This is a genomic window from Streptomyces rubellus, assembly GCF_036323805.1.
Classification (GTDB): domain Bacteria; phylum Actinomycetota; class Actinomycetes; order Streptomycetales; family Streptomycetaceae; genus Streptomyces.
In genome coordinates this window covers 44,500-69,961 of sequence record NZ_JAZDCX010000020.1, presented here as the reverse complement: position 1 = coordinate 69,961, position 25,462 = coordinate 44,500, and the positions used below count along the sequence as shown (strand labels likewise).

25 protein-coding genes and 2 pseudogenes are annotated in these 25,462 nt (G+C 72.0%); 18 read left to right on the top strand and 9 right to left on the bottom strand.

Annotated elements, in window-relative coordinates; genetic code table 11:
* Positions 1 to 1,089, bottom strand: a complete 1,089-nt coding sequence (gene nrfD / locus V1L54_RS22010; protein WP_330119802.1) for an NrfD/PsrC family molybdoenzyme membrane anchor subunit — start codon at positions 1,087 to 1,089, stop codon at positions 1 to 3.
* Positions 1,086 to 2,177, bottom strand: a complete 1,092-nt coding sequence (locus tag V1L54_RS22005; protein WP_330119801.1) for a 4Fe-4S dicluster domain-containing protein — start codon at positions 2,175 to 2,177, stop codon at positions 1,086 to 1,088. Before V1L54_RS22005 ends, nrfD begins: the two co-directional genes overlap by 4 nt.
* 218 nt (positions 2,178 to 2,395) lie before the next feature.
* Here V1L54_RS22005 and V1L54_RS22000 point away from each other — a divergent pair, with 218 nt between their 5' ends.
* The 3 genes from V1L54_RS22000 (at position 2,396) to V1L54_RS21990 (ending at position 5,258) form a co-directional block, all read left to right on the top strand.
* A complete protein-coding gene (locus V1L54_RS22000) occupies positions 2,396 to 2,971 on the top strand; it encodes a peptidase (protein ID WP_330119800.1) in 576 nt (191 codons plus the stop codon).
* Between the two features lie 29 nt (positions 2,972 to 3,000).
* Positions 3,001 to 4,056, top strand: a complete 1,056-nt coding sequence (locus V1L54_RS21995) for an EamA family transporter (protein WP_330119799.1) — start codon at positions 3,001 to 3,003, stop codon at positions 4,054 to 4,056.
* 245 nt (positions 4,057 to 4,301) lie between these two features.
* Positions 4,302 to 5,258, top strand: coding sequence for a DMT family transporter (locus V1L54_RS21990; RefSeq protein ID WP_330119837.1), 957 nt, complete (start codon positions 4,302 to 4,304; stop codon positions 5,256 to 5,258).
* A 54-nt stretch (positions 5,259 to 5,312) separates the two neighbouring features.
* On the opposite strand, the gene V1L54_RS21985 is transcribed toward V1L54_RS21990, so the two are convergent.
* Positions 5,313 to 5,984, bottom strand: a complete 672-nt coding sequence (locus V1L54_RS21985) for a pyridoxamine 5'-phosphate oxidase family protein (RefSeq protein WP_330119798.1) — start codon at positions 5,982 to 5,984, stop codon at positions 5,313 to 5,315.
* A gap of 98 nt (positions 5,985 to 6,082) precedes the next feature.
* On the opposite strand from V1L54_RS21985, the gene V1L54_RS21980 reads away from it, so the two are divergent.
* Entirely contained in the window at positions 6,083 to 7,423 is a 1,341-nt protein-coding gene (locus V1L54_RS21980; RefSeq protein WP_330119797.1) for an aminotransferase class I/II-fold pyridoxal phosphate-dependent enzyme, read from the top strand.
* 43 nt (positions 7,424 to 7,466) lie between these two features.
* Here V1L54_RS21980 and V1L54_RS21975 read toward each other — a convergent pair whose 3' ends face one another.
* Positions 7,467 to 8,450 (bottom strand): DMT family transporter, encoded by a 984-nt coding sequence (locus V1L54_RS21975; protein ID WP_330119796.1) that lies wholly within the window; start codon positions 8,448 to 8,450, stop codon positions 7,467 to 7,469.
* A gap of 73 nt (positions 8,451 to 8,523) precedes the next feature.
* On the opposite strand from V1L54_RS21975, the gene V1L54_RS21970 reads away from it, so the two are divergent.
* On the top strand, positions 8,524 to 9,477 hold the full coding sequence (locus V1L54_RS21970; protein ID WP_330119795.1) for a LysR family transcriptional regulator: 954 nt from the start codon (positions 8,524 to 8,526) through the stop codon (positions 9,475 to 9,477).
* Between the two features lie 73 nt (positions 9,478 to 9,550).
* On the opposite strand, the gene V1L54_RS21965 is transcribed toward V1L54_RS21970, so the two are convergent.
* Positions 9,551 to 10,033: a Rieske (2Fe-2S) protein gene (locus tag V1L54_RS21965; protein ID WP_330119794.1), complete on the bottom strand. Its 483-nt coding sequence runs from the start codon at positions 10,031 to 10,033 to the stop codon at positions 9,551 to 9,553.
* A gap of 168 nt (positions 10,034 to 10,201) precedes the next feature.
* On the opposite strand from V1L54_RS21965, the pseudogene V1L54_RS21960 reads away from it, so the two are divergent.
* Positions 10,202 to 10,306: pseudogene (locus V1L54_RS21960) on the top strand (HipA family kinase); the annotation flags it as partial.
* A 620-nt stretch (positions 10,307 to 10,926) separates the two neighbouring features.
* On the opposite strand, the gene V1L54_RS21955 reads toward V1L54_RS21960, so the two are convergent.
* Positions 10,927 to 12,069, bottom strand: coding sequence for an FAD-dependent monooxygenase (locus tag V1L54_RS21955; protein ID WP_330119793.1), 1,143 nt, complete (start codon positions 12,067 to 12,069; stop codon positions 10,927 to 10,929).
* Between the two features lie 170 nt (positions 12,070 to 12,239).
* On the opposite strand from V1L54_RS21955, the gene V1L54_RS21950 reads away from it, so the two are divergent.
* Positions 12,240 to 12,575 (top strand): ArsR/SmtB family transcription factor, encoded by a 336-nt coding sequence (locus tag V1L54_RS21950; RefSeq protein ID WP_330119792.1) that lies wholly within the window; start codon positions 12,240 to 12,242, stop codon positions 12,573 to 12,575.
* Positions 12,576 to 12,652: 77 nt separating this feature from the next.
* Here V1L54_RS21950 and V1L54_RS21945 read toward each other — a convergent pair whose 3' ends face one another.
* Positions 12,653 to 12,988, bottom strand: a complete 336-nt coding sequence (locus V1L54_RS21945; protein WP_330119791.1) for a transposase — start codon at positions 12,986 to 12,988, stop codon at positions 12,653 to 12,655.
* A gap of 368 nt (positions 12,989 to 13,356) precedes the next feature.
* Between V1L54_RS21945 and V1L54_RS21940 the strand changes: the two genes are divergently transcribed.
* From V1L54_RS21940 to V1L54_RS21925, 4 genes and pseudogenes are all read left to right on the top strand, one after another.
* Positions 13,357 to 14,196 carry an IS5 family transposase gene (locus V1L54_RS21940; protein WP_330119790.1) on the top strand — a complete coding sequence of 280 codons (840 nt, stop codon included), beginning with the start codon at positions 13,357 to 13,359 and terminating at the stop codon, positions 14,194 to 14,196.
* Between the two features lie 95 nt (positions 14,197 to 14,291).
* A complete protein-coding gene (locus tag V1L54_RS21935) occupies positions 14,292 to 14,813 on the top strand; it encodes a GNAT family N-acetyltransferase (protein ID WP_443076739.1) in 522 nt (173 codons plus the stop codon).
* Between the two features lie 35 nt (positions 14,814 to 14,848).
* Positions 14,849 to 16,269 (top strand): annotated as a pseudogene (locus V1L54_RS21930) (NF041680 family putative transposase).
* 203 nt (positions 16,270 to 16,472) lie between these two features.
* Positions 16,473 to 17,198 carry a dienelactone hydrolase family protein gene (locus tag V1L54_RS21925; RefSeq protein WP_330119789.1) on the top strand — a complete coding sequence of 242 codons (726 nt, stop codon included), beginning with the start codon at positions 16,473 to 16,475 and terminating at the stop codon, positions 17,196 to 17,198.
* Between the two features lie 69 nt (positions 17,199 to 17,267).
* Here the strand turns inward: V1L54_RS21925 and V1L54_RS21920 are convergent, their stop codons facing one another.
* Positions 17,268 to 17,495, bottom strand: a complete 228-nt coding sequence (locus tag V1L54_RS21920) for a recombinase (RefSeq protein WP_330119788.1) — start codon at positions 17,493 to 17,495, stop codon at positions 17,268 to 17,270.
* Positions 17,496 to 17,585: 90 nt separating this feature from the next.
* Entirely contained in the window at positions 17,586 to 17,879 is a 294-nt protein-coding gene (locus tag V1L54_RS21915) for a site-specific integrase (RefSeq protein ID WP_330119787.1), read from the bottom strand.
* Here V1L54_RS21915 and V1L54_RS21910 point away from each other — a divergent pair.
* The 7 genes from V1L54_RS21910 to ung all read left to right on the top strand — a co-directional run bounded on the left by V1L54_RS21910 (position 17,878) and on the right by ung (position 25,436).
* Positions 17,878 to 18,695, top strand: a protein-coding gene (locus V1L54_RS21910; protein WP_443076738.1) for an IS5 family transposase whose coding sequence is annotated in 2 segments (ribosomal slippage) — positions 17,878 to 18,220 and positions 18,220 to 18,695 — 819 coding nt in all. Because the reading frame shifts where the segments join, the coding sequence is not laid out codon by codon here. The two genes, V1L54_RS21915 and V1L54_RS21910, sit on opposite strands and share 2 nt — an antisense overlap.
* 1,000 nt (positions 18,696 to 19,695) lie before the next feature.
* Positions 19,696 to 20,541, top strand: a complete 846-nt coding sequence (locus V1L54_RS21900) for a HipA family kinase (RefSeq protein ID WP_330119785.1) — start codon at positions 19,696 to 19,698, stop codon at positions 20,539 to 20,541.
* The gene (locus V1L54_RS21895) at positions 20,538 to 20,933 is read left to right on the top strand and encodes a DUF3037 domain-containing protein (protein ID WP_330119784.1); all 396 of its coding nucleotides are present in this window, start codon (positions 20,538 to 20,540) and stop codon (positions 20,931 to 20,933) included. Before V1L54_RS21900 ends, V1L54_RS21895 begins: the two co-directional genes overlap by 4 nt.
* 185 nt (positions 20,934 to 21,118) lie before the next feature.
* Positions 21,119 to 21,880 carry a 3-oxoacyl-ACP reductase FabG gene (gene fabG, locus V1L54_RS21890; protein WP_330119783.1) on the top strand — a complete coding sequence of 254 codons (762 nt, stop codon included), beginning with the start codon at positions 21,119 to 21,121 and terminating at the stop codon, positions 21,878 to 21,880.
* 60 nt (positions 21,881 to 21,940) lie between these two features.
* A complete protein-coding gene (locus V1L54_RS21885) occupies positions 21,941 to 22,696 on the top strand; it encodes an SDR family oxidoreductase (protein WP_330119782.1) in 756 nt (251 codons plus the stop codon).
* A gap of 357 nt (positions 22,697 to 23,053) precedes the next feature.
* The gene (locus V1L54_RS21880) at positions 23,054 to 24,652 is read left to right on the top strand and encodes an ABC transporter substrate-binding protein (RefSeq protein WP_330119781.1); all 1,599 of its coding nucleotides are present in this window, start codon (positions 23,054 to 23,056) and stop codon (positions 24,650 to 24,652) included.
* Positions 24,653 to 24,764: 112 nt separating this feature from the next.
* Entirely contained in the window at positions 24,765 to 25,436 is a 672-nt protein-coding gene (gene ung / locus V1L54_RS21875; RefSeq protein ID WP_330119834.1) for a uracil-DNA glycosylase, read from the top strand.
* Positions 25,437 to 25,462 lie beyond the last annotated feature (26 nt).

Genomic DNA, 25,462 nt, shown 5'->3' with positions numbered 1-25,462 from the left:
TCAAACGTCCGCCTCTGCGCTTCCTCTGCCCTCGCCCGGCGGCTCCCCGCGGCGCCGTTCCCGCTCCTGCTCCCGTTCCCGCAACCGTTCCCGCTGGGGGACGACCGTGTACTTCGGGTCCTCGGCGGAGGCCACCCCCGCGTGGAAGAACCCGAACCGCAGGGCCGCCGAACCGGCCAGCAGGGCCGCTCCGGAGAGCGCCGCGGCCGTCCTGCTGCGGCGCCCGGCCAGCAGGCCCGCGGCGGCACCGGCCGCGGTGAGCACCTTGGAGGCGCGCATCAGCAGGCCGGCCCGCCCCTGCCGCAGCGGCTCCGCGGCCAGGCCCATACGGCGCTCCATCACCTCGGTGGCGCCCAGCTCCAGCGCCGCTCCGAGGGCGGCGGCGCGCCGCGCCGGGCCGGCCTGCGCCACGGGAGCGGCGAGCATGCCCAGTCCGCCGGCCGCCGCGGTCGCCGAGCCGGCGAAGGCGAACGGCAGCTGCCGGTAACCCTCGTGCCAGGTGGGCACGGCCGTGTCGGAGATCAGCACGGCCGTGTAGGAGGCCACGGCCGGTCCGAGCAGGGCCGCGCCCGCGGTGGCCGCGGCGCCGGTGCGCCGGAAAACCCCGGCGACCTCGGTCGTCGCGGCGATCCCGGCCAGCGGGCCGTAGACGGCCAGCAGCCAGGAGCCCATGCTCATGGGGGAGGTCGGCCTGGCGACCCGCAGCATGTGGTGGAAACGCGCCGGACGCCCCAGGTCGTGGATCAGCGCCACGGTGGACGCGGAGACGGCCCCCAGCGCCCCGATCTTCGCGGACCGGGCCAGGGCGGGCCGTCCGGTGGCGTGTGCTCCGGCGGCCAGCAGCGAGGAGCCGCCGGCCACACCGCCGAGGAAGAGGTAGCCCGCGATGTCGAGGGCCTTCCAGGTGGGCCGGTTGAGGACCGGCATGCCGTAGTACGAGGTGAACTCCGCCTCCGGTACGACGGGCTGCTCCCCGCGGCGGCGCCTGCGGCGGTGCCGGCCGCCGCCCTGCCCGGTGGCGGCCCGGCGGCCGGGCGGCGCCTGGCCCGTACCGCCCGGTTCGGTGCGTTCGCGGTCGTGGTCGCTCACCGGCGCCTCCCCAGGAAGCAGGCGGCCACCCCGACGGCCATCGCACCGGCGGCCGCGGCCGCGTGCCGCCACATCGAGGGCAGGTCCCGGGTGGGGACGACCGGGTCGGGCGGCAGCCCGTAGGTCTCGGGCTCGTCGAGCAGGAGGAAGAAGGCGCCGTCGCCGCCGACACCGTCGTCGGGGTCCGCGCCGTACAGCCGGGCGTCGGGCACCCCGGCGGCGTGCAGCTGCGCCACCCGGGACGCGGCCCGCTCGCGCAGCTCGTCCACGGGGCCGAACTGGATGGAGTCGGTGGGGCACGCCTTGGCGCAGGCCGGTTCCATGCCCTCGCCCAGCCGGTCGTAGCACAGGGTGCACTTCCAGGCCCGGCCGTCCTCCTTCCGCTGGTCGATCACCCCGTAGGGGCAGGCGGGGACGCAGTAGCCGCAGCCGTTGCAGATGTCCTCCTGGACGACGACGGTGCCGAACTCGGTGCGGAACAGCGAGCCGGTGGGGCACACGTCCAGGCAGCCGGCGTGGGTGCAGTGCTTGCACACGTCCGAGGCCATCAGCCAGCGCAGCTCGGTGCGTCCGTCGGGCGCGAGGGGGGAGATCTCCCCGGTGGGGGCGCCCGGCGGAGTGTCCCCGGCGGCGTCCGGCGCGGGAGCGGTGGCGCCCGGTCCGGGGGAGGAGGCGGAGGTCTCCCCCAGCCGTCCGGCGGCGGCGAAGACGTCGACGCCCTCCGCCCCGCCGTCACGGCCGCCGTGCGCTCCGTGGCCGGTACCCGGCTGCTGGCCTCCCAGCGGCTTGCGCTGCTCGATGAAGGCCACGTGCCGCCAGGTGGAGGCGCTCAGTCCCTGGGTGTTGTCGTAGGACATGCCCGTCAGTTCCAGGCCGTCCTCGGGGATGGCGTTCCACTCCTTGCAGGCCACCTCGCAGGCCTTGCAGCCGATGCAGACCGAGGTGTCGGTGAAGAAGCCCATGCGTGGTGGGTGGTCCCGGTGGCCCGCGGCACCGGCGGGGTCGTCGGCGGCCGGCTGCTCGCCGTGGAGCAGGCCGGACGTGGACGGTGGTCCGGTGTCCCGGCCGTGGGCTGGGGCGTCGGTCATGGGGGCGGTGTCTCCTTTCCGCGGCCGCTCGGCGGTCGTGCTGCCCAGGGGTTCCCGGCACCTGGCGGGCCGAAACGGGCCGGGGGAAACCGGAGGGGGACGACCCGGCCGTCCATCCCGGGGAGGAGAGGACACACCGCCCACCACGACCAGGGGAGTAGAGGTGAATGGCCCCGGCGCGGATGCCGGGGGGCCGGAGGAGGTGATGGGGTGGAACCGTGCACAGCCGTACTTCTTCCCGGAGCCCGGCGGGCGAGGGCCCGCAGGGCGGTCATCCGCTGAGCCCGGAACTGGCCTCCGCGCTGTCGAGCGCGCGCCGCCGCGCCGGGCGGGGCGGCGACCGGTACGTGGACACCGCCCATCTGCTGCACGGTCTGCTGGAGTCCGACCCGGCCGTGCGGGGCTCTCTCGGCGGTCCGGCACGGCTGACGAGGGTCCTCGGCTACCTGGCGCAGCGCAGCATCGGCTACGGACTGCGCTGGCAGCGTGCGGCGGAGGGGGCCGGTCGCCGCGCCGCCCGGCACGGTGCCGCCGACGGGACGGGGAGTACCCCGGACGGCCACGGCCGTGGGCCGTCCGGCTGGTCCCCGGCGGCGGTGGCGGCGCTGGAGGACGCGCTGGGGCGGGCACGGGCGCGGGGCGGCGCACGGGCGGAGGGCGTGGACCTGCTGGACGCGCTGGTCGCCGATCCGTGCTGCCGGGCGGTGGAGGTGCTGCGCCGTGCGGGTGCGCCGCCCGTGGCACCCCCGGCGCCGTCCGCCGTCGAGCCCGTTTGTCAGGAGTGTAGTTGCTGACACTCCTGTCGGCCTGTCATGATGTGCCGGTGCCCGACTCGAAACCGCCGACCCTCCACGGCCCTTCCGCCCGGAGTACCGGACTCGCCCTCGCCCTGCTCTCCGCCGTCGCCTTCGGCGGCTCCGGGCCCGCGGCGAAGCCGCTGATCAACGCGGGCCTCGAACCGCTGCACGTCACCTGGCTCAGGGTCGCCGGCGCCGCCGTGCTGCTCCTGCCGCTCGCCTGGCGCCACCGCGCCCTGCCGCTGCGGCACCCGGCGCTGCTGGCCGGTTTCGGGTTGCTGGCCGTCGCGGGTGTGCAGGCCTGCTACTTCGTGGCGATCTCCCGCATCCCGGTCGGGGTGGCGCTGCTGATCGAGTACCTGGCGCCCGCGCTCGTGCTCGGCTGGGTGCGCTTCGTCCGGCGGCGGCCGGTGTCCCGGGCGGCCGGGATCGGGGTGGTGCTCGCCGTCGGCGGACTGGCCTGCGTGGTGGAGGTCTGGGCCGGGCTCGGCTTCGACCCGCTCGGTCTGCTGTTCGCGCTGGGCGCGGCCTGCTGCCAGGTCGGCTACTTCGTCCTGGCGGACCACGGCGCCGACGGCGGCGCGGCCCCCGACCCGCTGGGCGTCGTCGCGTACGGACTGCTGATCGGCGCACTCGTGCTGACGGCCGTGGCCCGGCCGTGGGAGATGGCCTGGCCGGTGCTCGGCGGGCGGGCCCAACTGGCCGGTCTGCAGGTGCCCACCGCCGCGCTGCTGGTCTGGATCGTGCTGGTGGCGACCGTGGCCGCGTATCTGACCGGGGTGATCGCGGTGCGCAGACTCTCGCCGCAGGTGGCGGGGGTGGTGGCCTGTCTGGAGGCGGTGGTGGCCACCGTGCTGGCCTGGGTGCTGCTCGGCGAGCGGCTGTCGGCGGTACAGCTGCTGGGCGGTGCCGTGGTGCTCGCCGGGGCGTACGTCGCGCAGCGCGCCACGCCGGCGGCGGCGCCCGCGGTGCCGGTGACGGAGCCGGTGGGCGGTGGTGGCACGCCGGGGCGGGAGGATGTGGGGGACGGCACAGCGGGCGGGGCGGGCAGGCGGTTGTCCGAGGACACCCCCGCCCCGTAGGGTGCGGTCGTGCATTTGACCGTGTTGCCGCCTCCCGCCTGACAGGGCGGGCCGCCGCAGAGGATCCGCACCGGGGCGCCGTCGCGCCGCCGGGCCGGTCTCCGCCGCCCGCGTACGGGACCACAGACCACCTCCCGAGGTACGCGGAGTACTCACACGTGTCGAATTCCGTTTCTCCTGTTCCCGTCGTCGGCGCCGCTGCCGGAACCAGTGGCTCCGCTTCCGCCGCCGGACCCGCGGGCGCGCTGCCCGTGCGGCACGGCCTGCTGTACCTGGTCGTCGCCGGTGTCGCCTGGGGCACCGCCGGTGCCGCGGCCGCCCTGCTGTACCGCGCCAGCGACCTGGGCCCCGTCGCCCTGTCGTTCTGGCGCTACGTCGGGGGGATCGCCCTGCTGCTGGCGTTCCTCCCGCTGCGCGCGGCCCGGCGCGGCCGCACCGTCTCCGCCCCCCGGGAGCCGCGCCGCCGCCGGGTGGCACGGACCGTGGCCACCGGGCTGGGGCTCACCCTGTTCCAGACCGCCTACTTCGCGGCGGTGCAGGCCACCGGACTGGCGGTCGGCACGGTCGTCACCCTCGGCGCCGGGCCCGTGCTGATAGCACTCGGCGCCCGGCTGACGATGGACGAGCGGCTGGGCCGGGGCGGTCTCGCGGCCGTCCTCGGGGCGCTGGCCGGTCTGGTGGTGCTGTGTCTGGGCGGCGGCGGGGCGACGGTGCGCCCGCTGGGCGTCGGCCTGGCGCTGCTGTCCGCCTCCGGGTACGCGGCCGTCACCCTGCTGACCCGGTGGATGGGCCGGGACGGCGGCGGAGGCGACCCGTACACCACGACCACCTGGGCGTTCGGTGTCGGCGCGGTGTGCCTGCTGCCGCTGGGCCTGGCCGAGGGACTGCTGCCGCGGACCGCCGTCGACCCGCTGTGGGTGCTGACCCTGCTGGCGTACACGGCGGCGGTGCCCACCGCTCTGGCGTACGCGCTGTACTTCGCCGGCGCGGCGGTCGTCCGGGCCGCCACCGCCTCGGTGATCATGCTCATCGAGCCGGTGAGCGCGGCCGTGATCGCCGTCGTGCTGCTGGGCGAACGGCTCACCGCGGCGACGGTGCTGGGCACCGCGCTGCTGCTGGCCGCCGTGGCGGGACTGGCGGTGGCCGAGGCCCGCTCGTCCGCCGGGGAGCGGCGGACGGCCCGGGCGGTGGCCGGGGCCTGAGGGGTCCCGGGGCCCGACGCGGCGGGCGGGCGCGGAATCCCCGCGCCCGCCCGCTCAGAACGCGGCGAGATAGCCGGGCACCGCGACCCCCGGCGCCAGGTCGTCGGCGGGGACGGGCGGACCGAGGGTATGCCGCACCGGCAGGACGCCGCTCCAGTGGGGGAGGTCCAGATCCTCCGGTTCGTCGTTCGGGCCGCCGGTGCGCACCTTCGCCGAGACCTCCGCCAGGTCCAGGGCGACGACGGCGGTGGCGGCCAGCTCCCGGGCGCTGGGCGGGCGGGTGTCGGCCGAGCGCCCGGGGACCGCCTGGTCGACCAGGGCGTCGAGCGCCGTCGCCCGCTCGGCCGGACCGGTCACCTCGCGGGCGGTGCCGTGCACCACCACCGAGCGGTAGTTGACGGAGTGGTGGAAGGCGGAGCGGGCCAGGACCAGGCCGTCCAGGTGAGTCACCGTCAGGCACACGGGCAGCCCGTCCGCGGAGCCGCCCGCCGTCCGCAGCGGGCGGGAGCCGGTGGAGCCGTGGACGTACAGCCGCTCGCCGATCCGGGCGTAGAGGGTGGGCAGCACGACCGGCGCGCCGTCCCGGACGAAGCCGAGATGGCAGACGTACCCCTCGTCGAGGATGGCGTGCACCAGCGTCCGGTCGTATGTGGCGCGCTTGCGGCCGCGGGTCGGAACCGTGCGCTGGGTGGGGGCGTAGGCACTCCCCGGGGCGGTGGCGGACATGGCACTCACTTCCTGTGTGTGTCTTCGAGTCGACTCGTCGATGCGTCGACTTGTCTCCGGCCTGCTCCGATATTTTGTAATAGTGCATAATTGGCTATGTGCTAGGAGAATATCGGATCGAAGGGCGGCGCGCAGCCGAGATCGCCGCCAGCGTGGAGCGCGGGGTGGGATCGGGGGAGCTGGCACCCGGGCAGCCGCTGCCGCCGATGCGGGAGCTGGCGGCCGGGCTGGGCGTGAACCCCAACACGGTCGCTGCCGCCTACCGGCTGCTGCGCGAACGCGGGGTGATCGAGACGGCCGGACGGCGCGGCAGCCGGGTCCGGCCGCGCCCGGCCAGCACCTCCCGCGAGGCGATCGGGGTCGAGGCGCCCGAGGGTGTGCGCGACATCTCCACGGGCAACCCGGACCTGGCGCTGCTGCCGCCGCTGGACGCCGCGCTCACCGCCGCCGCGGCCCGCCACCGGGAGCGGCCGGTGCGCTACGGCGACTCCGCCGTCACCGCTTCCCTGGCCCGGCTCGCCCGGGCCGCGTTCGACGCCGACGGAGTGCCGTACGGGCCCGTCGCGGTCACCTCCGGCTCCCTGGACGCCATCGAGCGGGCACTGCTGGCCCACCTGCGGCCGGGTGACGCGGTCGCAGTGGAGGACCCGGGCTGGGGAAGTCTGCTGGACCTGGTCCCGGCGCTCGGCCTGCGGACGGTGCCGGTCGCCCTGGACGACGACGGTCCGCTGCCGGACGCGGTGGAACGGGCACTGCGGACCGGCGCGCGGGCGCTCGTCGTCACCGACCGGGCGCAGAATCCCACCGGTGCGGCCGTCACCGCGGAGCGCGCCCGGGAACTGCGCCGGGTGCTGGCCGGTCACCCCGGCGTCCTGCTGGTCGAGGACGACCACGGGCACGGCATCGTCGATCTCCCCCTGCGCCCCCTGGCCGGCGCGGACGGCCCCACGGACCACTGGCTGCTGGTGCGCTCCACCGCCAAGGCGTACGGCCCCGATCTGCGGCTGGCCGTACTGACCGGCGACGAGGTCACCGTCGGCCGGCTGGGCGGACGGCAGCGGCTCGGGCCCGGCTGGGTCAGTCATCTGCTCCAGCACACCGTCACCGCCCTGTGGGAGAGCCGCGCCGTCGACCCCGCCGGAGTGGCACGCTCCTACGGCGCCCGCCGCGAGGCGCTGGCCGGCTCCCTCCGGGCGCGCGGTCTGGCGGCGCACGGGCGCAGCGGGATGAACGTGTGGGTGCCGGTCCCCGACGAGACCGGTGCGGTGGCCCGGCTGCTGCGCGCCGGATGGGCCGTCGCCCCGGGAGCCCGCTTCCGGATCGACTCACCGCCCGGCATCAGGCTGACCGTCTCGGAACTGGCCGTACACGACATCGAGCCGCTCGCCGACGCGGTGGCGGCGGCCGTCCGGTCCGGTGAGCCCAGACGCTACGGCTGAGGTCCGCTCCCCGGGGACCGGAGCGGACGCGCCGGGCGGTCGGCTAGGTCCGCGCCCGCCGGGCCCCGCCCTGGGTGAGTGCCGCGCCGGCCAGCACGATCAGCGCGCCGACGGGGGTGTTCCAGGTGAGCCGCTCGCCCAGCAGGGCGACCCCCGCCGCGGTGGCGATCACCGGGATGAAGTAGGTGACCAGGGTGGCCCTGGTCGGTCCGATCTCGGCCACCAGCCCGTACTGCAGCAGGAAGGCGACCCCGGTGCCCAGTACGCCCAGCGCGGCCACGGCCAGCAGCGGCCCGACCGGGAACGCGGCCGGGAAGGAGGTGAACAGCGGGGTGACGACGGCCAGTTGGGCCGTGCCCAGCAGAAGCTGCGAGGCGGACATCGCCAGGTTCGAGCCGCCGGTGTTCGCCAGCGTGCGCCGGACGTAGGCCCAGCCGACCGCGTAGCTCGCCGAGGCCACCAGCGCCAGGACCGTGCCGGTGGCGTCGTGTCCGATGCCCTGCCCGGTGAAGCTCCGCCAGGCGCCGAGCACCACCAGGACCCCGGCGAAACCGATGCCGAGTCCGGCGATGCCGCGCCTGGTCGGCCGGTCGTCGGAGAGGGCGGCCAGCGAGAGCAGCATGCTCCACAGCGGGGTGGTGGCGTTGCAGATGCCCGCCAGAGTGGAGGAGACGGTCAGCTCGGCGTAGGCGAAGAGGGTGAACGGCAGCGCGTTCAGCAGGAAGGCGGCGACGGTCAGGTGTCCCCAGACCCGCGCCCCGCGCGGCAGCCGCTCCCGGCGCAGGAGCAGCACCGCGCCGAGGACCGCCGTGCCGAACACCATCCGGCCCAGAGTGACCTGGAGCGGGGCGTACCCCTGGGTGCCGACCTTGATCAGCAGGAAGCTGAAGCCCCAGATCAGGCAGAGGGCGGTGAAACGGATGCGCCAGTCGACGGCGGGGCGCCGGACGGGACCGGCGGGCGAGAGCGGGGGACCGGCGGGAGGCCCGGCGGCCGGGGTGCCGCGAAGGGGAGCGGTGGTGGACATGCGGCTACGATCGCGCTCTCGACGATTAAGAACAAGTGAGATTCTCTCTACCCAACCGAGTAGCATCGCTTACATGTTGAACCTTGAGCGGCTCCGTATCCTCTGCGCCGTCGCCCGCCACGGCTCGGTGCGCGGCGCGGCCGAGGGGCTGCACGTCACCACCTCGGCCGTCTCCCAGCAGATGGCCAAGCTGGAGCGGGAGACCGGGCAGCAGCTCCTGGCCAGGAACGGCCGCGGTATCCGGCTCACCGACGCCGGACGGCTGCTGGCCGAACACGCCCGGCGCATCCTCTCCCAGCTCGAACTCGCCGAGGCCGAGTTGGAGGCCCACCGCGGCCAGGCCGTCGGCGAGCTGGTGCTGGGCGCCTTCCCGACCGCCGCCCGCGGTCTGTTCCCCGCCGCCCTGGCCGCGCTGCGCGCCGATCACCCCCGGCTGCGCGTCCGTATGCGGGAGCTGGAGCCCGAGGACTCGGTGCGGACGCTGGTGCGCGGGGACATCGACCTCGCGGTCGTCCTGGACTGGTACAACCGCCCGCTCTCCCTGCCGGGCGGACTGGCCAAGGCGCCGCTGCTGGACGACCTCGCCGATGTGGCCATGCCCGCCGACCATCCCCGGGCCGGAGCCGAGTGGGTGGAACTGGCGGACTTCGCGGACGACGAGTGGATCTCCTGGCCCGGTGGGGAGTTCTGCCACGACTGGCTGCTGTTCACCCTGCGCGGCCAGGGCATCGAGCCCAAGTTGTGCCACACGGCCGGGGAGCACTCCACCCAGCTCGCCCTGGTGGGTGCCGGGCTCGGGGTCGCCGTCGCCCCCCGGTTGGGCCGCGGACCGCTTCCCCGCGGCATCGCGGTCGCCCCCGTGCGGCACCCGATGAAGCGGCACGTCTACGCGGTCTGGCGCGAGGACGCCGACCGCAGGCCGTCCATCCGGGCCGCGGTGCGGGCGCTGCGCGGTGCCGCGGAGGGCATCACCGAGGACCGGTGGCCGGTCCGGGAGGAGGGGATCCGGCCGCTGGCCGGCCGGTGAGCGGACCGCCGCCCGCCCGGGTCCGGACGGGCGGGCGGCGGAGCGGGGACGGAGAGGACGGGCAGGCGGCGGCTCAGCCGAGCCGTACGGAACCGCCCTCGACCGAGACGTTCGCCTGGGCCAGCGGCTGGGTGGCGGGACCGCCCTGCACCGAGCCGTCCGCGATGCTGAACCTGCTGTTGTGGCAGGAGCAGACGATGGCGCCGTCGGCCACCGAACTGACCAGGCACCCCTGGTGCGTGCAGACCGCGGAGAACGCCTTGTACTCGCCCGGGTTCGGCTGGGTCACCACCACCTTCTGGTCCTTGAACACCGTGCCGCCGCCCTCGGGGATGTCGGATGCCTGGGCGAGTTCCTGGCCGCCGTCGCCACCGCCGGCCTCGTCGGACTGCTCCTGCCCCGACTGGCCGGACTGCTGGTCGGCGGAGCCGGAGTCGACGTAGCCCGAGTCGTTGCCGGAGTCCGAGCAGGCGGTGAGCGTGGTGGCGAGCGAGACCGCGCCGGCCGCCGCGAGGACGGAGCGCCTGGAGGTCAGTGGAGTCGATGCGTCGGTCATCTGGGCACTTCCCTGCTTCCTGCGGTACGGGACTGTGGGAACGGGATCACAGGACCATACGCACCGCGGGGCCGCCGTGTTCAACCGCGGGCGCACGACGGGGGACGGGGGGAGGGACCCGGCGGAAAACCCGGTGGAGGCACCGCGTACGGCGGATAGCCTGGCGGAATGCTCCCTGAAGTCACCGCCACGCGCTATGTGACGCCGCTGCGCGAGGGCGGCTCCCTGCCCGGTCTGGTCGAGGCCGACGACCTGGGCACCTACGTCGTGAAGTTGCCCACCCAGCGGCATTGACCTGCGATGATGCGGCCACACCCATGGCTGACCTGCGCAGACGAGTCTTTCAGCTTCTTTCCGGGGCGTGCCGCTTTACGCAGCCGATCCTCCCCAGGCGCTCCCCAGCAGTGCGGATGCTCCCCAGATTCCCCCAGGAGGTGTCGTCGGTACGGGCAGCGGCAAGACCAGGACCGTCGCTGCCATAGGCACGCTGAGTGACCGCCGCGAGCGGGACCTGCGAGCCTCGGTCAGCGAGGGTAGCCAGCCCGACATTGCGAGGCTCACCGAGGTGGTTATGAACGCCTACAGCAAGGTCGGAGCCGCCCGCGGCCAGGAGACCTGGATTCAGGCGGCCCGCCAGACACGCATCGCGCTCCGCCGCTTCGAGAACTGCTTCTTAGTCCGGAAGGGGCATCGGGACTCACCGAGCTCCTGGCCCGCGAACTGCGCGCCCGCGGCCGCCGGGTCGACGTGGGTGAGGCCGACAGCGGCCGACCTGCCGCATCGGCGATGACCTACCACGCCGAGCCGGGCTCGTCGGACATGGTGGCGCCGACCCGGCTGGGAGCTACCGCGGAGCTGCGCACCGACCGGTGACCGGTCGGTGCGGACCCGGTCTACCGGTTCGCGGCTTCGCGAGAGGCGAGCCGGTTCGTGCGACCGACCGCGCGGCCCACCGCGTTACGCACCGCGAGGCCCTGCCGGGTTCGGGGCACCATGAGCCTGGAGAGCAGACCGACGCGTCGCTGCCGCGGACCTACCTCACGGCGGAGCCGCGACTCGTAGGCGGCGAAGGCGCGGACGTGATCACCGGGATGGGCGGTGAGTTCTTCTGCGAGGGCGTACGCGCCCGCCATCGCCATGCTGGACCCGTCGCCCAGCAGGGCTGTCGCCGCCGCCGCGTCCCCGAGCAGTACGACCCGTCCGCGGGACCACGAGGGCACCCGGACGGTGGTCAGGGGGTCGAAGAACGGAGCCGGGTGATCGAGGAACGCCGCCACGAGTTCCGGTGCCCGCCACGGCACGTCGGCGTAGGCGTCGGCCACGGTCTGCTTGTGAAGGGCGATGTTCTTGCGGTCGTGGGGCGCCGGCTGTTCGGCCCGGAAGGTGAAGATCGCGAGTGGAGTGGTCCGCGAGGGGTGGACGACCAGCATCCGGTTCGGCACAGTCAGCATCGTCATCTCACTCGGATCCTCGATGGCGTCGGGTTCCAGCGGCACGGTCGCGCCGTACAGGCCCAGGTCGCTCGCGAACTGCTGCTCGGGTCCGAATACCAGGCGCCGTACGGTGGAGTGCATCCCATCGGCACCGACTACCAGGTCGAAGCGCCGTGGCGCGGACCGCCGGAAGGTGACGTCGACCCCACCTCCGTCCTGGTCGAGAGCAGTGACCGTGTCGTCGAACAAGAACTCGGCCTCGGTCTGCGCCGACCGGTGGAGTACCTCGGACAGGTCGGCTCGGGTCACCTCGACCGTCGGCGTCTTGTCAGAGGCGAGCGGGAGTTGCAGGATTCGCCTGCCTCCGGGGTCGAGCAGGGTCAGCGACCGATTGCGGGTGGCGAGCCCGCGGAGCTGCGGGAGGATGCCCATGCGGTCGGCGACCGGGATCGCGGGCCCCTTCACGACGATCGCGCTACCACCGGAGCGCAGCTGCCGGGCGTGTTCGACGACCGTCGGCCGGTGTCCATTCCGGGAGAGCCAGTACGCGAGTGCAGGCCCTGCAATTCCAGCACCGACTATCAGCACCTCGGGCTTCTTCATGACGATGACCTCTCGGAGTGTCGATGACCAGGTCCCGGCGAGCGCCGGGCCGGGTCTCAGGGAGCGGCGGCACGGGGCAGCGCAACCGGAACCAAGGTACGAAATGCTTCGTACCTCAGTGGAGCACATCCTTCAGGTATGATTCAAGTCGTACCTGAAGGGGGTGCCGCGTGGCCGGGAAGAACCTGGTCGGCCCGGAGGCCGATGCGCTCGATCTGGGTGCGGTATTTCGTGCCCTCGCCGACGAGCACCGTCGTTCGGTGATGACGAAGTTGGCCGCCGACCGCAGCGACAGCGAGTGGGGCTGCAACTCGTTCGGTCTTCCGATCTCGAAGCAGACCCAGACCCACCACTTCCGGGTCCTCCGCGAGGCAGGTCTCATTGACGAGATCGACTACGGCAACCGCAAGGGCATCCGACTGCGACGCGCGGACATCGAGAAGAGGTTCCCCGGGCTGCTTGCGCTCCTGGGAGCAGAGCCTCCGGGCGGTACCGCTCCTCGCTGAGTGTCGGCGTCGTTTGAACTGTGATTCCGGCTCACCTTCCGGGCTCTGTGGCTATGTTGGGGGCGGCGGCTTCTGGATCATGGTGAGAGCAGGATGCGGCGTCGTGGCAGGTCGAAGTTGGCGCGGCCGTACATCTGTCTGTTCAGCAGCTTGATCCTGGTGACGTTGCCCTCGACTGCTCCGGACGTGTACGTGGTGGCGAGGGGGGACTGGATGGCCGCGCGGTCGCGTCGCATGCCGTTGGCCGGAGCTCGCAGTTCGCGTTGGCCGTCAAGGCGTACGTCGGCGATCCGGACATCGAGGGCCAGATGCTCGCTGCGGCGATCCCGGACCATGAGGGCCGGACGGCGGGCGTACTCGGCGGTCGTCGCCGGTGCGGGGTTGCGTTCGCACGGCGACTCGAGCCTCCACATCCGTCAGCACCAGCTGGTCGACCTTCACTCCGACACCAGGCAGTAAAAGGTTCGCGACCTGAACCTCACCCATTACCACTGATAGCTGCCCAACGACCCCCAAAATAGCGACAGAGCCCGGAAAGCGAGCCAGAACCACTTCTCAGAGGGCGTTTATGCAGGCTCGGCCCTATATGCGGCTCTCATCCCTGCCCTGCTCTGAGAGCTTTCATCCCGTAGGCGGAGAATGACCTTCTCCGGAGCAGAGGCTCGGCCACCCGTCTCGTTCGCTTCTGTGCTCGCAAGTCCGTCTGGTTTGAAGATGCCACGGAATTGCCTGATGGACAGCGGAACCGAGCCCTCCGGCCCACCCGTGATCACGCTACGCCGTGAGCGAGCGCAAGCCTTACCCCAGCGACCTGTCCGACGCCCGATGGGCCCTGATCGAGCCGACACTGGCGGCCTGGCGAAAGGCCCGCCTCGACCGCAGGCCAACCGGGCAGCCGGCCAAGGTCGATTTACGCGACGTCTTCAACGCGATCCTGTACGTGAACCGCACGGGAATTCCCTGGAAGTACCTCCCGCACGACTTCCCGAACCACGGCACTGTCTATGCCTACTACGCCGCGTGGCGTGACGAAGGAATCTTCGTCCAGCTCAACTACGACCTGACCGGACTGGCCCGCGTGAAGGAAGGGCGCAAGCCCGAGCCAACCGCCTCCGTGATCGACACCCAGAGCGTGAAAACCTCCACCAACGTGCCCCTGAACAGCCAGGGGACCGACGCCGCCAAGAAGATCGTCGGCCGCAAGCGCGGCATCCTCACCGACACGATCGGCCTCATCCTCGCCGTGACCGTCACCGCCGCCGGCCTGTCGGAGAACGCCCTGGGAATCCGCCTTCTCGACCAGGCGAAGGAGACGTACCCCACCATCTCCAAAAGCTGGGTCGACACCGGCTTCAAGAACGCCGTCGTCGAGCACGGCGCCCGCCTCGGAATCGACGTCGAAGTCGTCAACAGGACCCCGGAGACCCGCGGATTTCAGGTCGCGAAAAGGCACTGGGTGGTCGAGCGGAGTATCGGTTGGATCATGATGCACCGCCGCCTCGCCCGCGACTACGAGACCCTCACCGCCAGCTCCGAGGCCATGATCCACATCGCCTCGCTCGACAACCTTGCCAAGCGCATAACGGACGAGACGACACCCACCTGGCGGGAAACGTACTAGGAAATAAACGGCAATATGTCTACTTCAAACGCCCTCTGAGCTTGTCGTTTAACGAAGCGGGGGCCTTGGGCTGCCGCCCTGATGGTGCGGGAGTCGTGGAAGCGGCCGCCGTGCTCATGAATCTGCGCCAGGATGAAGCCGTGGATGACATCGCTTGCCGCCCTGCCCATCCCCATGAGTTAGCCGCCGTCGCCGAGTTGCGGTGGCGGTGGGTGCAGGAGTTCTACGGAACCCCCGACTCCACGCTGGACGAGTTCGTTCCCCGGTTCGTGGCATGGGCCCGGGATGCCGATTCCTCGCATCGGTGCATGGTGATGGTCCGTGACGGCGTTGTGATTGGCATGGCCTGGCTGGCGATCACGCAACGTGTGCCGCATCCGCGCGCGTTCGAGCGGATGTCGGGTGACGTGCAGTGCACGTACATCGTGCCCGATGAGCGCGACCGTGGCCTGGGTGGCGAGCTGATCGAGGCGGTTTTGGCGTGGGCAAGGGACCTCGGTCTTGAGCGGGTGACCGTGCACTCCAGCGACCGGGCGGTTTCTGCGTACTCCCGTCATGGATTCAAGGTCTCTCCGCGTCTGCTCCAGGTCGAGATGGGGCAGGGCCGCGCGGGGTGAGTCCTTTGACCGGTGTCCGGAGCGAGTCGCTGGCCATGTTGTCGCGGTTCCGGACGGACTTCTATGGGTGTCCCACGGACCGCTCGGACGCGTTGTTCGAGCTGACGGACGCCCTCCTTTGCGCGGAGGGCCCGGTCAAAACGCTGGTGGATCTCGCACTCGCCCCCGAACACCGGCGAGGTCACGGGGCTCTGTACGGCGGGCTCAACCAGGGGCGGATCGACCTCGGCCGGCTCCGTCGGGCCCTGGTCGGCCTGCCGTTGCCGAGAGCGGCGGACGGCAGGCTGGTCCTGGCCGTCGACGTATCACCCTGGCTGAGGCCGGATGCCGCGACCTGCCCGGACCGTTCGTTCTGCCATACCTACGGCCGGGGCCAGAACGAGCACCGGATGATTCCTGGCTGGCCGTACTCGGTCGTGGCTGCACTGGAGACCGGCCGCAGCTCCTGGACCGCCGTGCTGGACGCCGTTCGGCTGGAGCCGGGCGCCGATCTGGCGGCCGTAACCACCGCCCAGCTCCGTGAGGTCACCGAGCGGCTCGTCGCCGCTGGTCAGTGGCGGGAAGGAGACCCGGAGATCCTGGTCGTCCTGGACTCTGGATATGACGCACCCCGCATCGCTCACCTCCTGTCCGGCCTGCCGGTGCAGATTCTTGGGCGGCTCCGGTCTGACCGGGTCATGCGACGACCGACACCGCCGCGCGTCTACAACCCGAAGGGCGGTCGCCCGCCCAAGCACGGTGGCGAGTTCGTCTTCGGCGACCCTGCTACGTGGGGCACGGAGCAGACCGTGACTACCACGGACACCCGGCTCTACGGGAAGGCCACCGCGCAAGCCTGGGACCGGCTCCACCCCGGCTCACCCGCCGGGCGGCCTGGCTCGACCACGACGGGCCACTGCCCATCATCGAGGGCACCGTCATCCGCCTGAGCGTCGAGAAACTGCCCTCCGGTGGGGTCAACAAGCCAGTCTGGCTCTGGTGGTCTCGAACCACAGCCACAGCCCAGGACGTCGACCGCTGCTGGCAGTTCTTCCTGCGACGCTTCGACATCGAGCACACGTTTCGCCTGTTCAAACAGACCCTGGGATGGACGAAGCCCCGTCTCCGGGACTCCTCGGCGGCAGACCGCTGGACGTGGCTCGTGATCGCTGCCCATACCCAGCTCCGCCTTGTCCGTCCACTGGCCACCGACCTCCGGCGCCCCTGGGAAAGGCCGACGCCACCCAACAAGCTCACCCCGGCCCGAGTCCGGCGAGGGTTCAGGAACCTCCGCGCGAAAACGACGTCGCCAGCGCGTGCACCGAAACCCTACCGGCCCGGCCCGGGACGTCCACCCGGCTCGAAGAATCAGCGGCCTGCCACACGCCATGACGTGGGACGCGTCCTGGCCACTGGCCAGGCATACAGTCGCCCCACCCATCACAAGGTGGGAACCAAACCGTGGCGCGTTGGATAAATGACAAGGTGAGAGCCTGTGAACAAACCCCGTCTGCGCGCAGCGGCGTCCGGTGCGCCCGCCCTTCGGGCGGACGGCGTTTTGTTCACAGGCTCTGAGCTGAACCGCTGACGGGGTGGTTCCGGAATACGTCAGAGACCTGCCTTCTGCCAGCAGCAGAACACCGGCCCGGCCGGGCTCGACGATCACTACAGTCCAGGCTCATGACGACAGTTACAACGCGCACGATCGAATACGCGGCCGACGGCCTGACGATGATCGGGCACCTCGCGCTCCCGGCCGGTGTCGACCGTCGGCCCGCTGTCCTGGTCGGGCCCGAGGGGGTGGGGCTCAGCGACGTCGAGCGCCGCCGGGCCGATGCGCTCGCCGAGCTGGGATACGTGGCGCTGGCCTTCGACCTCCACGGCGGGCGCTATTTGGGCGACCCTGAGGAGATGTTGGCCCGTTGCATGCCGCTGCTCGCCGACCCCGACCGGATGCGAGGCATCGGCCACGCGGCGCTCGACGTGCTCCGCGCCGAGCCGCGGACCGACCCGGACCGGATCGCCGCCGTCGGCTACGGCACCGGGGGCGCAATCGCGCTGGAACTCGGGCGCGACGGCGTCGACCTGCGCGCGATCGCGACAGTCAACGGACTGACCACGGGCCGACCAGGCGAGACGGCGCGCATTCACTGCCCGGTGTGGGCCGGGGTCGGGTCGGAAGACCCGATCATGCTGCCCGCGCAACGGGACGCGTTCACCGCCGAGATGCAGGCTGCGGGCGTCGACTGGCGCCTCGTGGTCTACGGCGGCGCCTTGCACGCCTTCCATCACCCACCGGTCGACCACATCGTGCTTCCCGGGGTCGGTTATCACCCTCAGCACGCGCAGCGAGCTTGGCGGGACGTCGTCGACCTGCTCGCCGAGTGCCTGCCCATAACGGAGTGATCTGGGCAGACTGCGGTTTGTTCACAGGCTCTGACAGCTCGTTGCTTCGAGGCATCGCTCTGGGGAGCGTCATTCGGACTCCTGCGGACGGCGGTGTGCGGGGATGCCGAGGTGGACGGCTGGTCGCTGAGCTCGGCGTTGGGTCTCGTCGCGCTTCGCGCGGAGGAAGGTGAGGGTGAGGTCGATGCCCTCGATCTCACCGATCCAGCCTTCGGCCTCGGCCTGCGTCCTGCGTTGCAGGAGGTCGGCTTCGAGCTCGGAGAGCCGGGCGAGCATCTTGGGATTGACGTGGAGCATCGGGCAGCGGATGCAGGCGTGCCTGTGCTGGCAAGCGGTGCCGTAGGGGCGTCCGCAGGATCCGAGCTCGACCTCGCGGCGGCCGAAGTGCTACTCGAACTCGGCCCACTCGTCAGAGGTGGTGTCTCGGTATTCGTCGGTGGGACGGATCTGGCGCCGGTGTTCCAGGTGCTCCTGGTAGTGGCGGATGACGTCTTCGTCGAACACCGCGACGTAGCCGCGAGTGGTCTGGACATTCAGATGCCCGAGCAGGGCCGCGCCGATGTGGATCGGCAGGCCGCTGTTGACGAGTTCGGTGATGAAGATCCGGCGGAAGTCGTGTGGGGTGAACTTCGGCCCCTTAAGTGCGTGTCCTATGTGGTGGTCGGCTCGTTGTCCGGGCATGGGGAGTGCTCGGTGGGGATGGATCGTTCCGGACGGCCTGTGGGAGATCGCGCAGCCGCTGCTGCCGCTGGCGAAGGTGCGGCCGCAGGGCGGGGGCACGCAGAACACCCCTGATGAGGCGGTGTTCGCCGCGATCGTCTACGTCCTGGTGAGCGGCTGCGCCTGGCGGGCGCTGCCGCCGTGCTTCGGGATCTCCAAGTCCACCGCCCACCGCCGCTTCCTGATCTGGTCCCGGGCCGGAGTGTGGGGCCGGCTGCACCAGGCGGTGCTCGACAAACTCGCCGACCACGGTCTACTCGACCTCTCCCGGATCATTCTCGACTCGGCCCACGTGCGGGCTAAAAAGGGGGCGAACACACAGGTCCGAGCCCCGTGGACCGAAGCAAGCCGGGTACCAGGATGCACATCCTGTCCGACCGGTCCGGACTGCCCCTCGTGGTCGGCATCTCAACTGGCAACACCCACGACAGTCAGGGACTGAGGCCCATGCCGGCCGGCCTCCAAACGGGACACGACCCCGGCCGAGGCCGCGACTACACCTTCGGCAAGCTCCACGCCGACAAGGCCTACGACAACCCTGACCTGCGCCGATGGCTCCGCGGCAAACGCATCGCAGCACGGATCGCCCGCAAGGGCGTGGAATCCAGCGAACGGTTAGGACGCCACCGCCGGGTGATCGAGCGCATGGTGGCCTGGCTCACCGGCTACCGTCGCCTCTCACCCCGCTACGAGCGCCATTCCCGCAACTACCTGGCCTTCCCCGGCCTGGCCGCAGCCCTCTGCTGCTACAAGCGACTGATCCGCCTCACCACATAGGACACGCTCTACGGCGGCGGAGCTGCGCGCGTACACGGCGAAGCTGGAGGCCGCCGTGTCCTCGGTCGACTACCGGCGCGGCATTCTATCCGAATTGTCCGGCATCCTGGAGGTGGCCGTCGATGACAAGCGGCTCGCCAGGAACCCCGTGCGCGCCAAATCGGTGCGGTGGCCCAAGGTGCCGCGGGAGCGTCGGGAGGCGTGGTCGCTGGAGACCGCACTCCGAGTTCGTGATGCGATCAGCCCGCGGCACCGGGTGGCCGTTGTCCTCGGTCTGGGCTGCGGGCTCCGCCAGGGCGAAGTATTCGGGCTGAGCCCGGGGGACGTCGACTGTGCGCGGGGCGTCCTCCACGTTCGCCGCCAGGTTCAGACGATCAGCGGCAGGTTGTTCTTCGCCCTGCCCAAGGGGGCGAAGACACGCACCGTCGACATGCCCCGCTCGGTGGCCGAGGAGCTGAAGCGCCACGTCGAGACGTTCCCGCCGGTGGAGGTGGAGCTCCCGTGGGGGATGCCGGAGGTGGACGGACCCGCGCAGGAAACTCCCCCTTCTGGTCACCGCGCGGTTCGGCAACGCCGTGGCCGTGGACACGTGGAACACCTACACCTGGAAGCCCGCCGGCCAAGGTCGGCATCATCCCGCCGCGCCCCGAAGGGGCCAAGCCGTGGCAGTGGGAGGCGGCGCCGAGGGACGGCTTCCACGTGCTGCGGCACACCTACGCATCGGTCATGTTGGAGGCGGGGGAGTCCGTGGTGACTCTGGCGCGCTGGCTCGGGCACTCCTCGCCGGCTGTCACGCTCGGTTACTACGCTCACTTCGTGCCGGAGGCCGGGAGCAAGGGGCGCACTGCCATCGACGGGCTGCTGGGGCGGCGGGGGAATCTGCGCGCCGGTCGAAACTCCCCAGATTCTCCCCAGGGCTGATCGCAGGGGATTCCCCGGTTTGTGTGTGTCCGGAACAAACCATGGATTGCAAGGCTCGGGCATCGGATAGCCTGGCGAAATGCTTCCCGAAGTCACCGCCACGCGCTATGTGACGCCCCTGCGCGAGGGCGGCTCGCTGCCCGGGCTCGTCGAGGCCGACGACCTGGGCACCTACGTCGTGAAATTCACCGGCGCCGGCCAGGGCCGCAAGACCCTGGTGGCCGAGGTGCTGTGCGGGCGGCTGGCCCGGCGGCTGGGGATGCGGGTGCCCGACCTGGTGGGCATCCAGGTCGACCCGGTCATCGGGCTGGGCGAGCCCGACCAGGAGGTCCAGGAACTGCTCAAGGCCAGTGGCGGGCTGAACCTGGGGATGGACTTCCTGCCCGGCTCGATCGGCTTCGACCCGCTCGCCTACCGGGTGGACGCGGCCGAGGCCGGGCGCGTGGTCTGGTTCGACGCGCTGGTGGGCAACGTCGACCGTTCCTGGCGCAACCCCAACATGCTCGTCTGGCACGGCGACCTGTGGCTCATCGACCACGGCGCCACCCTGATCTGGCACCACAACTGGCCCTCCGCGGCGCAGGCGGCCGTCCGGCCGTACGACGCCTCCGACCACGCCCTGGCACCGATGGGGCCCGACCTCGCCGCCGCGGCGGCGGAGCTGGCGCCGCGGGTGACGGAGGAACTGCTGGCCGAGTGCGCGGCCGGCATCCCGGACGAGTGGCTGGCCGGCGAGCCGGGCTTCGACACCCCGGACGCGGTGCGCCGCGCCTATGTCGAGGTGCTGGCGGCCCGGGCCGGTACGGTCCACGAGCGGATCACGCTCGGTGTCCCGAGCCAGGACGGGCCGTCGAGGGCGCCGGGCTGGCTGCGGGACTGGGCGGACGCCGTCAGCGGGCTGCGGAAGGGCGGACAGGAGCGGTGAGCGGACGCACGGACGGACGGGACGTCTTCGAGTACGCCGTTCTGCGCGTCGTCCCCCGGGTGGAGCGCGGTGAGCTGATCAACGCCGGGGTCGTCGTGTACTGCCGGGCCCGGTCCTACGTCGCGGCCCGCGTCGAACTGGACGAGGACCGGCTGCGGGCGCTGGACCGGGGCGTCGACGTCGAGGGCGTGCGGGCCGCGCTGCACGCCGTGGAGCGCGTGTGCCGCGGGGGAGAGGCGGCGGGGCAGGCCGCCGCCGACGACGCGGGACGGCGCTTCCGCTGGCTGGTCGCGCCCCGCTCCACCGTCGTCCAGCCCGGCCCGGTGCACACCGGTCTGACCGCCGATCCCGAGGCGGAGACCGAGCGCCTCCTGGAGGTACTGGTGCGCTGAGGGCGGGCGGCTTCCCGCTCCGCGCGCCCGTGAGCCCCCGGAAGAGGGAACCGGCACGGGGGCGCGGAGTGGGCTGGGACTCACTCGCGCCGTGGGCCGTTGACAGGGCCCGCACCTGCTTCTAGCGTCACGTCCACCACGGATACTAAGCGGTTGCTCAGGCAGCGGGGAGCGAGGGAGTCGGCATGTCCACCACCGAACAGCGGGTCGCGATCGTGACGGGCGCGGCACGGGGCATCGGCGCCGCCACCGCCGTCCGGCTGGCCGCCCAGGGGCGGGCCGTCGCCGTGCTCGACCTGGACGAGGCGGCCTGCCGGGACACCGTGGAGAAGATCACCGCGGCGGGCGGCAGGGCGCTGGCGGTCGGCTGCGACGTGTCGGACGCCGGACAGGTCGAGGCCGCCGTGACCCGGGTGGCCGGGGAACTGGGCGCGCCGGTCGTCCTGGTCAACAACGCCGGGGTGCTCCGCGACAACCTGCTGTTCAAGATGAGCGACTCCGACTGGGACACCGTGCTGAACGTGCATCTGCGCGGCGCCTTCCTGATGTCCCGGGCCTGCCAGAAGCACATGGTCGACGCGGGCTTCGGCCGGATCGTCAACCTCTCCTCCAGCTCCGCGCTGGGCAACCGGGGGCAGGCCAACTACTCCGCCGCCAAGGCCGGTCTGCAGGGCTTCACCAAGACCCTCGCCATCGAGCTGGGCAAGTTCGGCGTCACCGCCAACGCGGTGGCCCCCGGTTTCATCGCCACCGAGATGACCGCCGCCACCGCCGCCCGTGTCGGCATGGGATTCGAGGAGTTCCAGCAGGCCGCCGCCTCCCAGATCCCCGTCCAGCGGGTCGGCAGGCCCGAGGACGTCGCGAACGCCATCGCGTTCTTCACCGGCGACGAGGCGGGCTTCGTCTCCGGCCAGGTGCTGTACGTGGCCGGCGGACCGCTCGACTGACGGCCGGAAGACCCTCCACCGGCCCATCGGTCCACCAGCCCACCAGGAAACGGAAGAGACATGTCAGTGCGGGACAGCGGCAGGGTCGCCATCGTCACCGGGGCGAGCCGCGGCATCGGCTACGGCATCGCCGAGGCGCTCGTCGCCCGCGGCGACCGGGTGTGCGTCACCGGCCGCGACGAGAAGACCCTGGAAGAGGCCGTCGGGCGGCTCGGCGCGGACCGGGCCATCGGAGTGGCAGGGAAGGCGCACGACGAGGCACACCGGGCGGAGGTGGTCGAGCGCACCATGGCGGCGTTCGGCCGGGTGGACCACCTGGTCAACAACGCCGGCACCAACCCGGTCTTCGGCCCCCTCGCCGAGCTGGACCTGGCCGTCGCGCGCAAGGTCTTCGAGGTCAACGTGCTCTCGGCGCTCGGCTTCGCCCAGCTCACCTGGGCGGCCTGGCAGCAGGAGCACGGCGGCACCGTCGTCAACATCGCCTCCCTGGCCGGGCTGGGCGCCTCCCCCTTCATCGGCGCCTACGGCATGAGCAAGGCCGCGATGGTCAACCTCACCCTCCAGCTCGCGCACGAGATGTCGCCGGGGGTGCGGGTCAACGCCATCGCCCCGGCGGTGGTGAGGACGAAGTTCGCCGCCGCGCTCTACGAGGGACGCGAGGAGGAGGTCGTCGCCGGCTATCCGATGGGACGGCTCGGCACGCCCGAGGACGTCGCCGGCGCCGCGGCCTTCCTCACCTCCGACGCCTCCGGCTGGATCACCGGCCAGACCCTCGTGATGGACGGCGGCAAGCTCCTCAACGCCGGGATCGGCTGACCCCGGACGCCCCGGCGTCCACGGGCTCCGCACACCGCGCGCAACCGGCGTGAACCCCCCGGTGCCGGGCCGCCCGACCGGGCCGCCCGGCACCGGGGTTTCCGCCCCGCACGCTCCTTCGCCCTCCGCCGCGGACTCTCGCTCCTCCTCGCTCACGAGGGGTGCCGACTCCGTCACGTGCTGCGGTATGGTCTGCGGCGTCGTCGGCGCGGCAGACCCCAACGGGCCTGCCGGGGGCCTGCCGTACGTGCGGCCGCACGCGCGCGAAAGGCGCGCCTCCCACCCCTCCCGCCGGCGGACCACCCCCTGCGCACGGCCCCAGGCACCAGTGGCATCGCCGACCGAGGAGCGTTACGAGTGTTCAGCCAGGACAGGCCTCTTCTGAAGGGCGCGGCCGCGGTGGTGGCGGCGGCCCTGCTCGCCGGATGCGGCTCGCTGGTCGAGGGAGACGGGCGTGCCGGTGGCGCCGACAGCGCGCTCACGGTCGGCACCACCAGCGCGCCCACCTCCCTCGATCCGGCCGGCGCCTGGGACGGTTCGTGGGAGCTGTTCCGCAACGTCTACCAGACGCTGCTGTACTTCCCCGCCTCCGGCGGCACCCCGGAACCCGACGCCGCCCAGCGCTGCGCCTTCACCGACAAGGCCAGCAGCGTCTACCGCTGCGTCCTCAGGGAGGGGCTGGCCTTCTCCAACGGAAACCCGCTGGACGCCGAGGCGGTGAAGTACTCCCTGGAGCGCACCCTCACCATCGAGGCCGACACCGGTCCCGCCCAGTTGCTGCAGAGCATCGACCGCATCGAGACCTCCGGCGACCGGACGGTCGTCTTCCACCTCAGGCGGCCCGACGCGACCTTCCCGCTGGTGCTCGCCACCCCCGCCGCCTCCCTGGTCGATCCCTCGGTCTATCCGGCCGACCGGCTGCTGGACTCCGCCACGGTCACCGGCTCCGGACCGTACCGGCTGGCGTCGTACGAACAGGGCGAGCGGGCCGAACTGGTCCGGAACAGGGAGTACGAGGGCTCCGCCGAGATCAAGAACGCCGCCGTCACCATCCGGTACTTCGAGGACCCGGCGGAGATGGTCGGCGAACTGGGGAAGGGCGGGATCGACCTGACCTACCGGGGACTGACCCCCGAACAGATCTCCGACTTCCGGCGGAACCGCGACGACCACCCGGGCGTCAAGCTCAGCGAGGTCTACGGCACCGAGATCCGCTACCTGGTGTTCAACCCGGAGCACGGCCCGGCCGGCGAGCGGGCCGTCCGCCGGGCCGTCGCCCAGGTCATCGACCGCGAGGCACTGGTCAGCGAGGTCTACGAGGGCACCGCCGCGCCGCTGTACTCCATGGTCCCCAGCGGGATCACCGGACACACCAGCGCCTACCACGAGGAGTACGGCGACGAGCCCGGTGCGGAGAAGGCCAGGGCCACCCTGGAGGAGGCCGGCATCACCGGGCGGGTGCCGCTGACCCTCTGGTACACCACCGACCGCTACGGGGCGGACACCGAACGGGAGTTCCGCGAGATCGAACGGCAGCTGGAGGAGTCGGGGCTGTTCGAGATCACCCTGGAGGGGCGGAGGTGGCGCGAGTTCCAGAAGGGGGTGGCCGAGGGCGAGTACCAGGTGTTCGGCCGCGGCTGGTTCCCGGACTTCCCGGACGCGGACAACTACATCTCGCCGTTCGTCGGCGAGGAGAACGTCCTGGGAGCGCCGTACGAGGACGCAGACCTGACCGGCAGGCTGCTGCCCCGGTCCCGCAGGCTGGGCGACCGGGGCGCGGCCGGCGAGGTCCTGGCGGAGGCCCAGAAGATCCTGGCCGAGGACGCCCGGCTGCTGCCCCTGTGGCAGGGCAAGCTCCACATCGCCGCCCGTGACGACGTCGCCGGTGTGGAGTGGAGCATCGACTCCTCGACGATCATGCGGATGTGGGAGCTCTCCCGCAAGAAGAGCTGGTGACGGCCGGATCTCCCGTACCGCCGTGCCGCTGTCGGTGGGCCCCGGTACGTTCTGAGGGCGCGTCCGGGAAGGCGCGCGGAACCGATACCGGAGGTTGTCTCACGTGAACGGCATGCTGCCCGATTCCTGGCACAAGGTCCTCGGCGACGAGCTCGGGAAGCCCTACTTCAGGGAGCTCACCGAGTTCGTCGAGGAGGAGCGGGCACGCGGACCGGTCTACCCGCCCCGGGAGGAGGTCTTCGCGGCGCTGGACGCCACCCCCTACGACCGGGTCAAGGTGGTGATCCTCGGCCAGGACCCGTACCACGGCGAGGGGCAGGGGCACGGGCTGGCGTTCTCGGTGCGCCCCGGGGTGCGGATCCCGCCTTCCCTGCGGAACATCTACAAGGAACTGCACGCGGAGCTGGGCTGTCCGGTCCCCGACAACGGCTATCTGATGCCCTGGGCCGAGCAGGGCGTGCTGCTGCTCAACGCGGTCCTGACGGTCCGGGCCGGGGAGGCCAACTCCCACAAGGGCAAGGGCTGGGAGAGGTTCACGGACGAGGTGATCCGCGCCGTGGCCGCCCGGCCCGATCCGGCCGTCTTCGTGCTGTGGGGGGCCTATGCCAGGAAGAAGCTGCCGCTGATCGACACCGGGCGGCACGCGGTGGTCCAGGGGGCCCACCCCTCGCCGCTGTCCGCGAAGAAGTTCTTCGGCTCCCGCCCCTTCACCCAGATCAACGAGGCGATCGCGGCGCAGGGGCACGCCCCGGTGGACTGGTGCGTCCCCGACCTCGGGGCCTGATGGCGGCCGGGCCGCCTCCCCCGGGG

Coding starts and splice junctions, on each gene's coding strand:
- V1L54_RS21970 (WP_330119795.1), top strand. CDS start 8,524: ATGTTGAACCTTGAGCGGCTCCGTATCCTCTGCGCCGTCGCCCGCCAC.
- V1L54_RS21925 (WP_330119789.1), top strand. CDS start 16,473: ATGACGACAGTTACAACGCGCACGATCGAATACGCGGCCGACGGCCTG.
- V1L54_RS21965 (WP_330119794.1), bottom strand. CDS start 10,033: ATGACCGACGCATCGACTCCACTGACCTCCAGGCGCTCCGTCCTCGCG.
- V1L54_RS21920 (WP_330119788.1), bottom strand. CDS start 17,495: ATGCTCCACGTCAATCCCAAGATGCTCGCCCGGCTCTCCGAGCTCGAA.
- V1L54_RS21985 (WP_330119798.1), bottom strand. CDS start 5,984: ATGTCCGCCACCGCCCCGGGGAGTGCCTACGCCCCCACCCAGCGCACG.
- V1L54_RS21955 (WP_330119793.1), bottom strand. CDS start 12,069: ATGAAGAAGCCCGAGGTGCTGATAGTCGGTGCTGGAATTGCAGGGCCT.
- V1L54_RS21945 (WP_330119791.1), bottom strand. CDS start 12,988: ATGTGGAGGCTCGAGTCGCCGTGCGAACGCAACCCCGCACCGGCGACG.
- fabG (WP_330119783.1), top strand. CDS start 21,119: ATGTCCACCACCGAACAGCGGGTCGCGATCGTGACGGGCGCGGCACGG.
- V1L54_RS21975 (WP_330119796.1), bottom strand. CDS start 8,450: ATGTCCACCACCGCTCCCCTTCGCGGCACCCCGGCCGCCGGGCCTCCC.
- ung (WP_330119834.1), top strand. CDS start 24,765: ATGCTGCCCGATTCCTGGCACAAGGTCCTCGGCGACGAGCTCGGGAAG.
- V1L54_RS21915 (WP_330119787.1), bottom strand. CDS start 17,879: ATGCCCGGACAACGAGCCGACCACCACATAGGACACGCACTTAAGGGG.
- V1L54_RS22005 (WP_330119801.1), bottom strand. CDS start 2,177: ATGACCGACGCCCCAGCCCACGGCCGGGACACCGGACCACCGTCCACG.
- V1L54_RS21885 (WP_330119782.1), top strand. CDS start 21,941: ATGTCAGTGCGGGACAGCGGCAGGGTCGCCATCGTCACCGGGGCGAGC.
- V1L54_RS21900 (WP_330119785.1), top strand. CDS start 19,696: ATGCTTCCCGAAGTCACCGCCACGCGCTATGTGACGCCCCTGCGCGAG.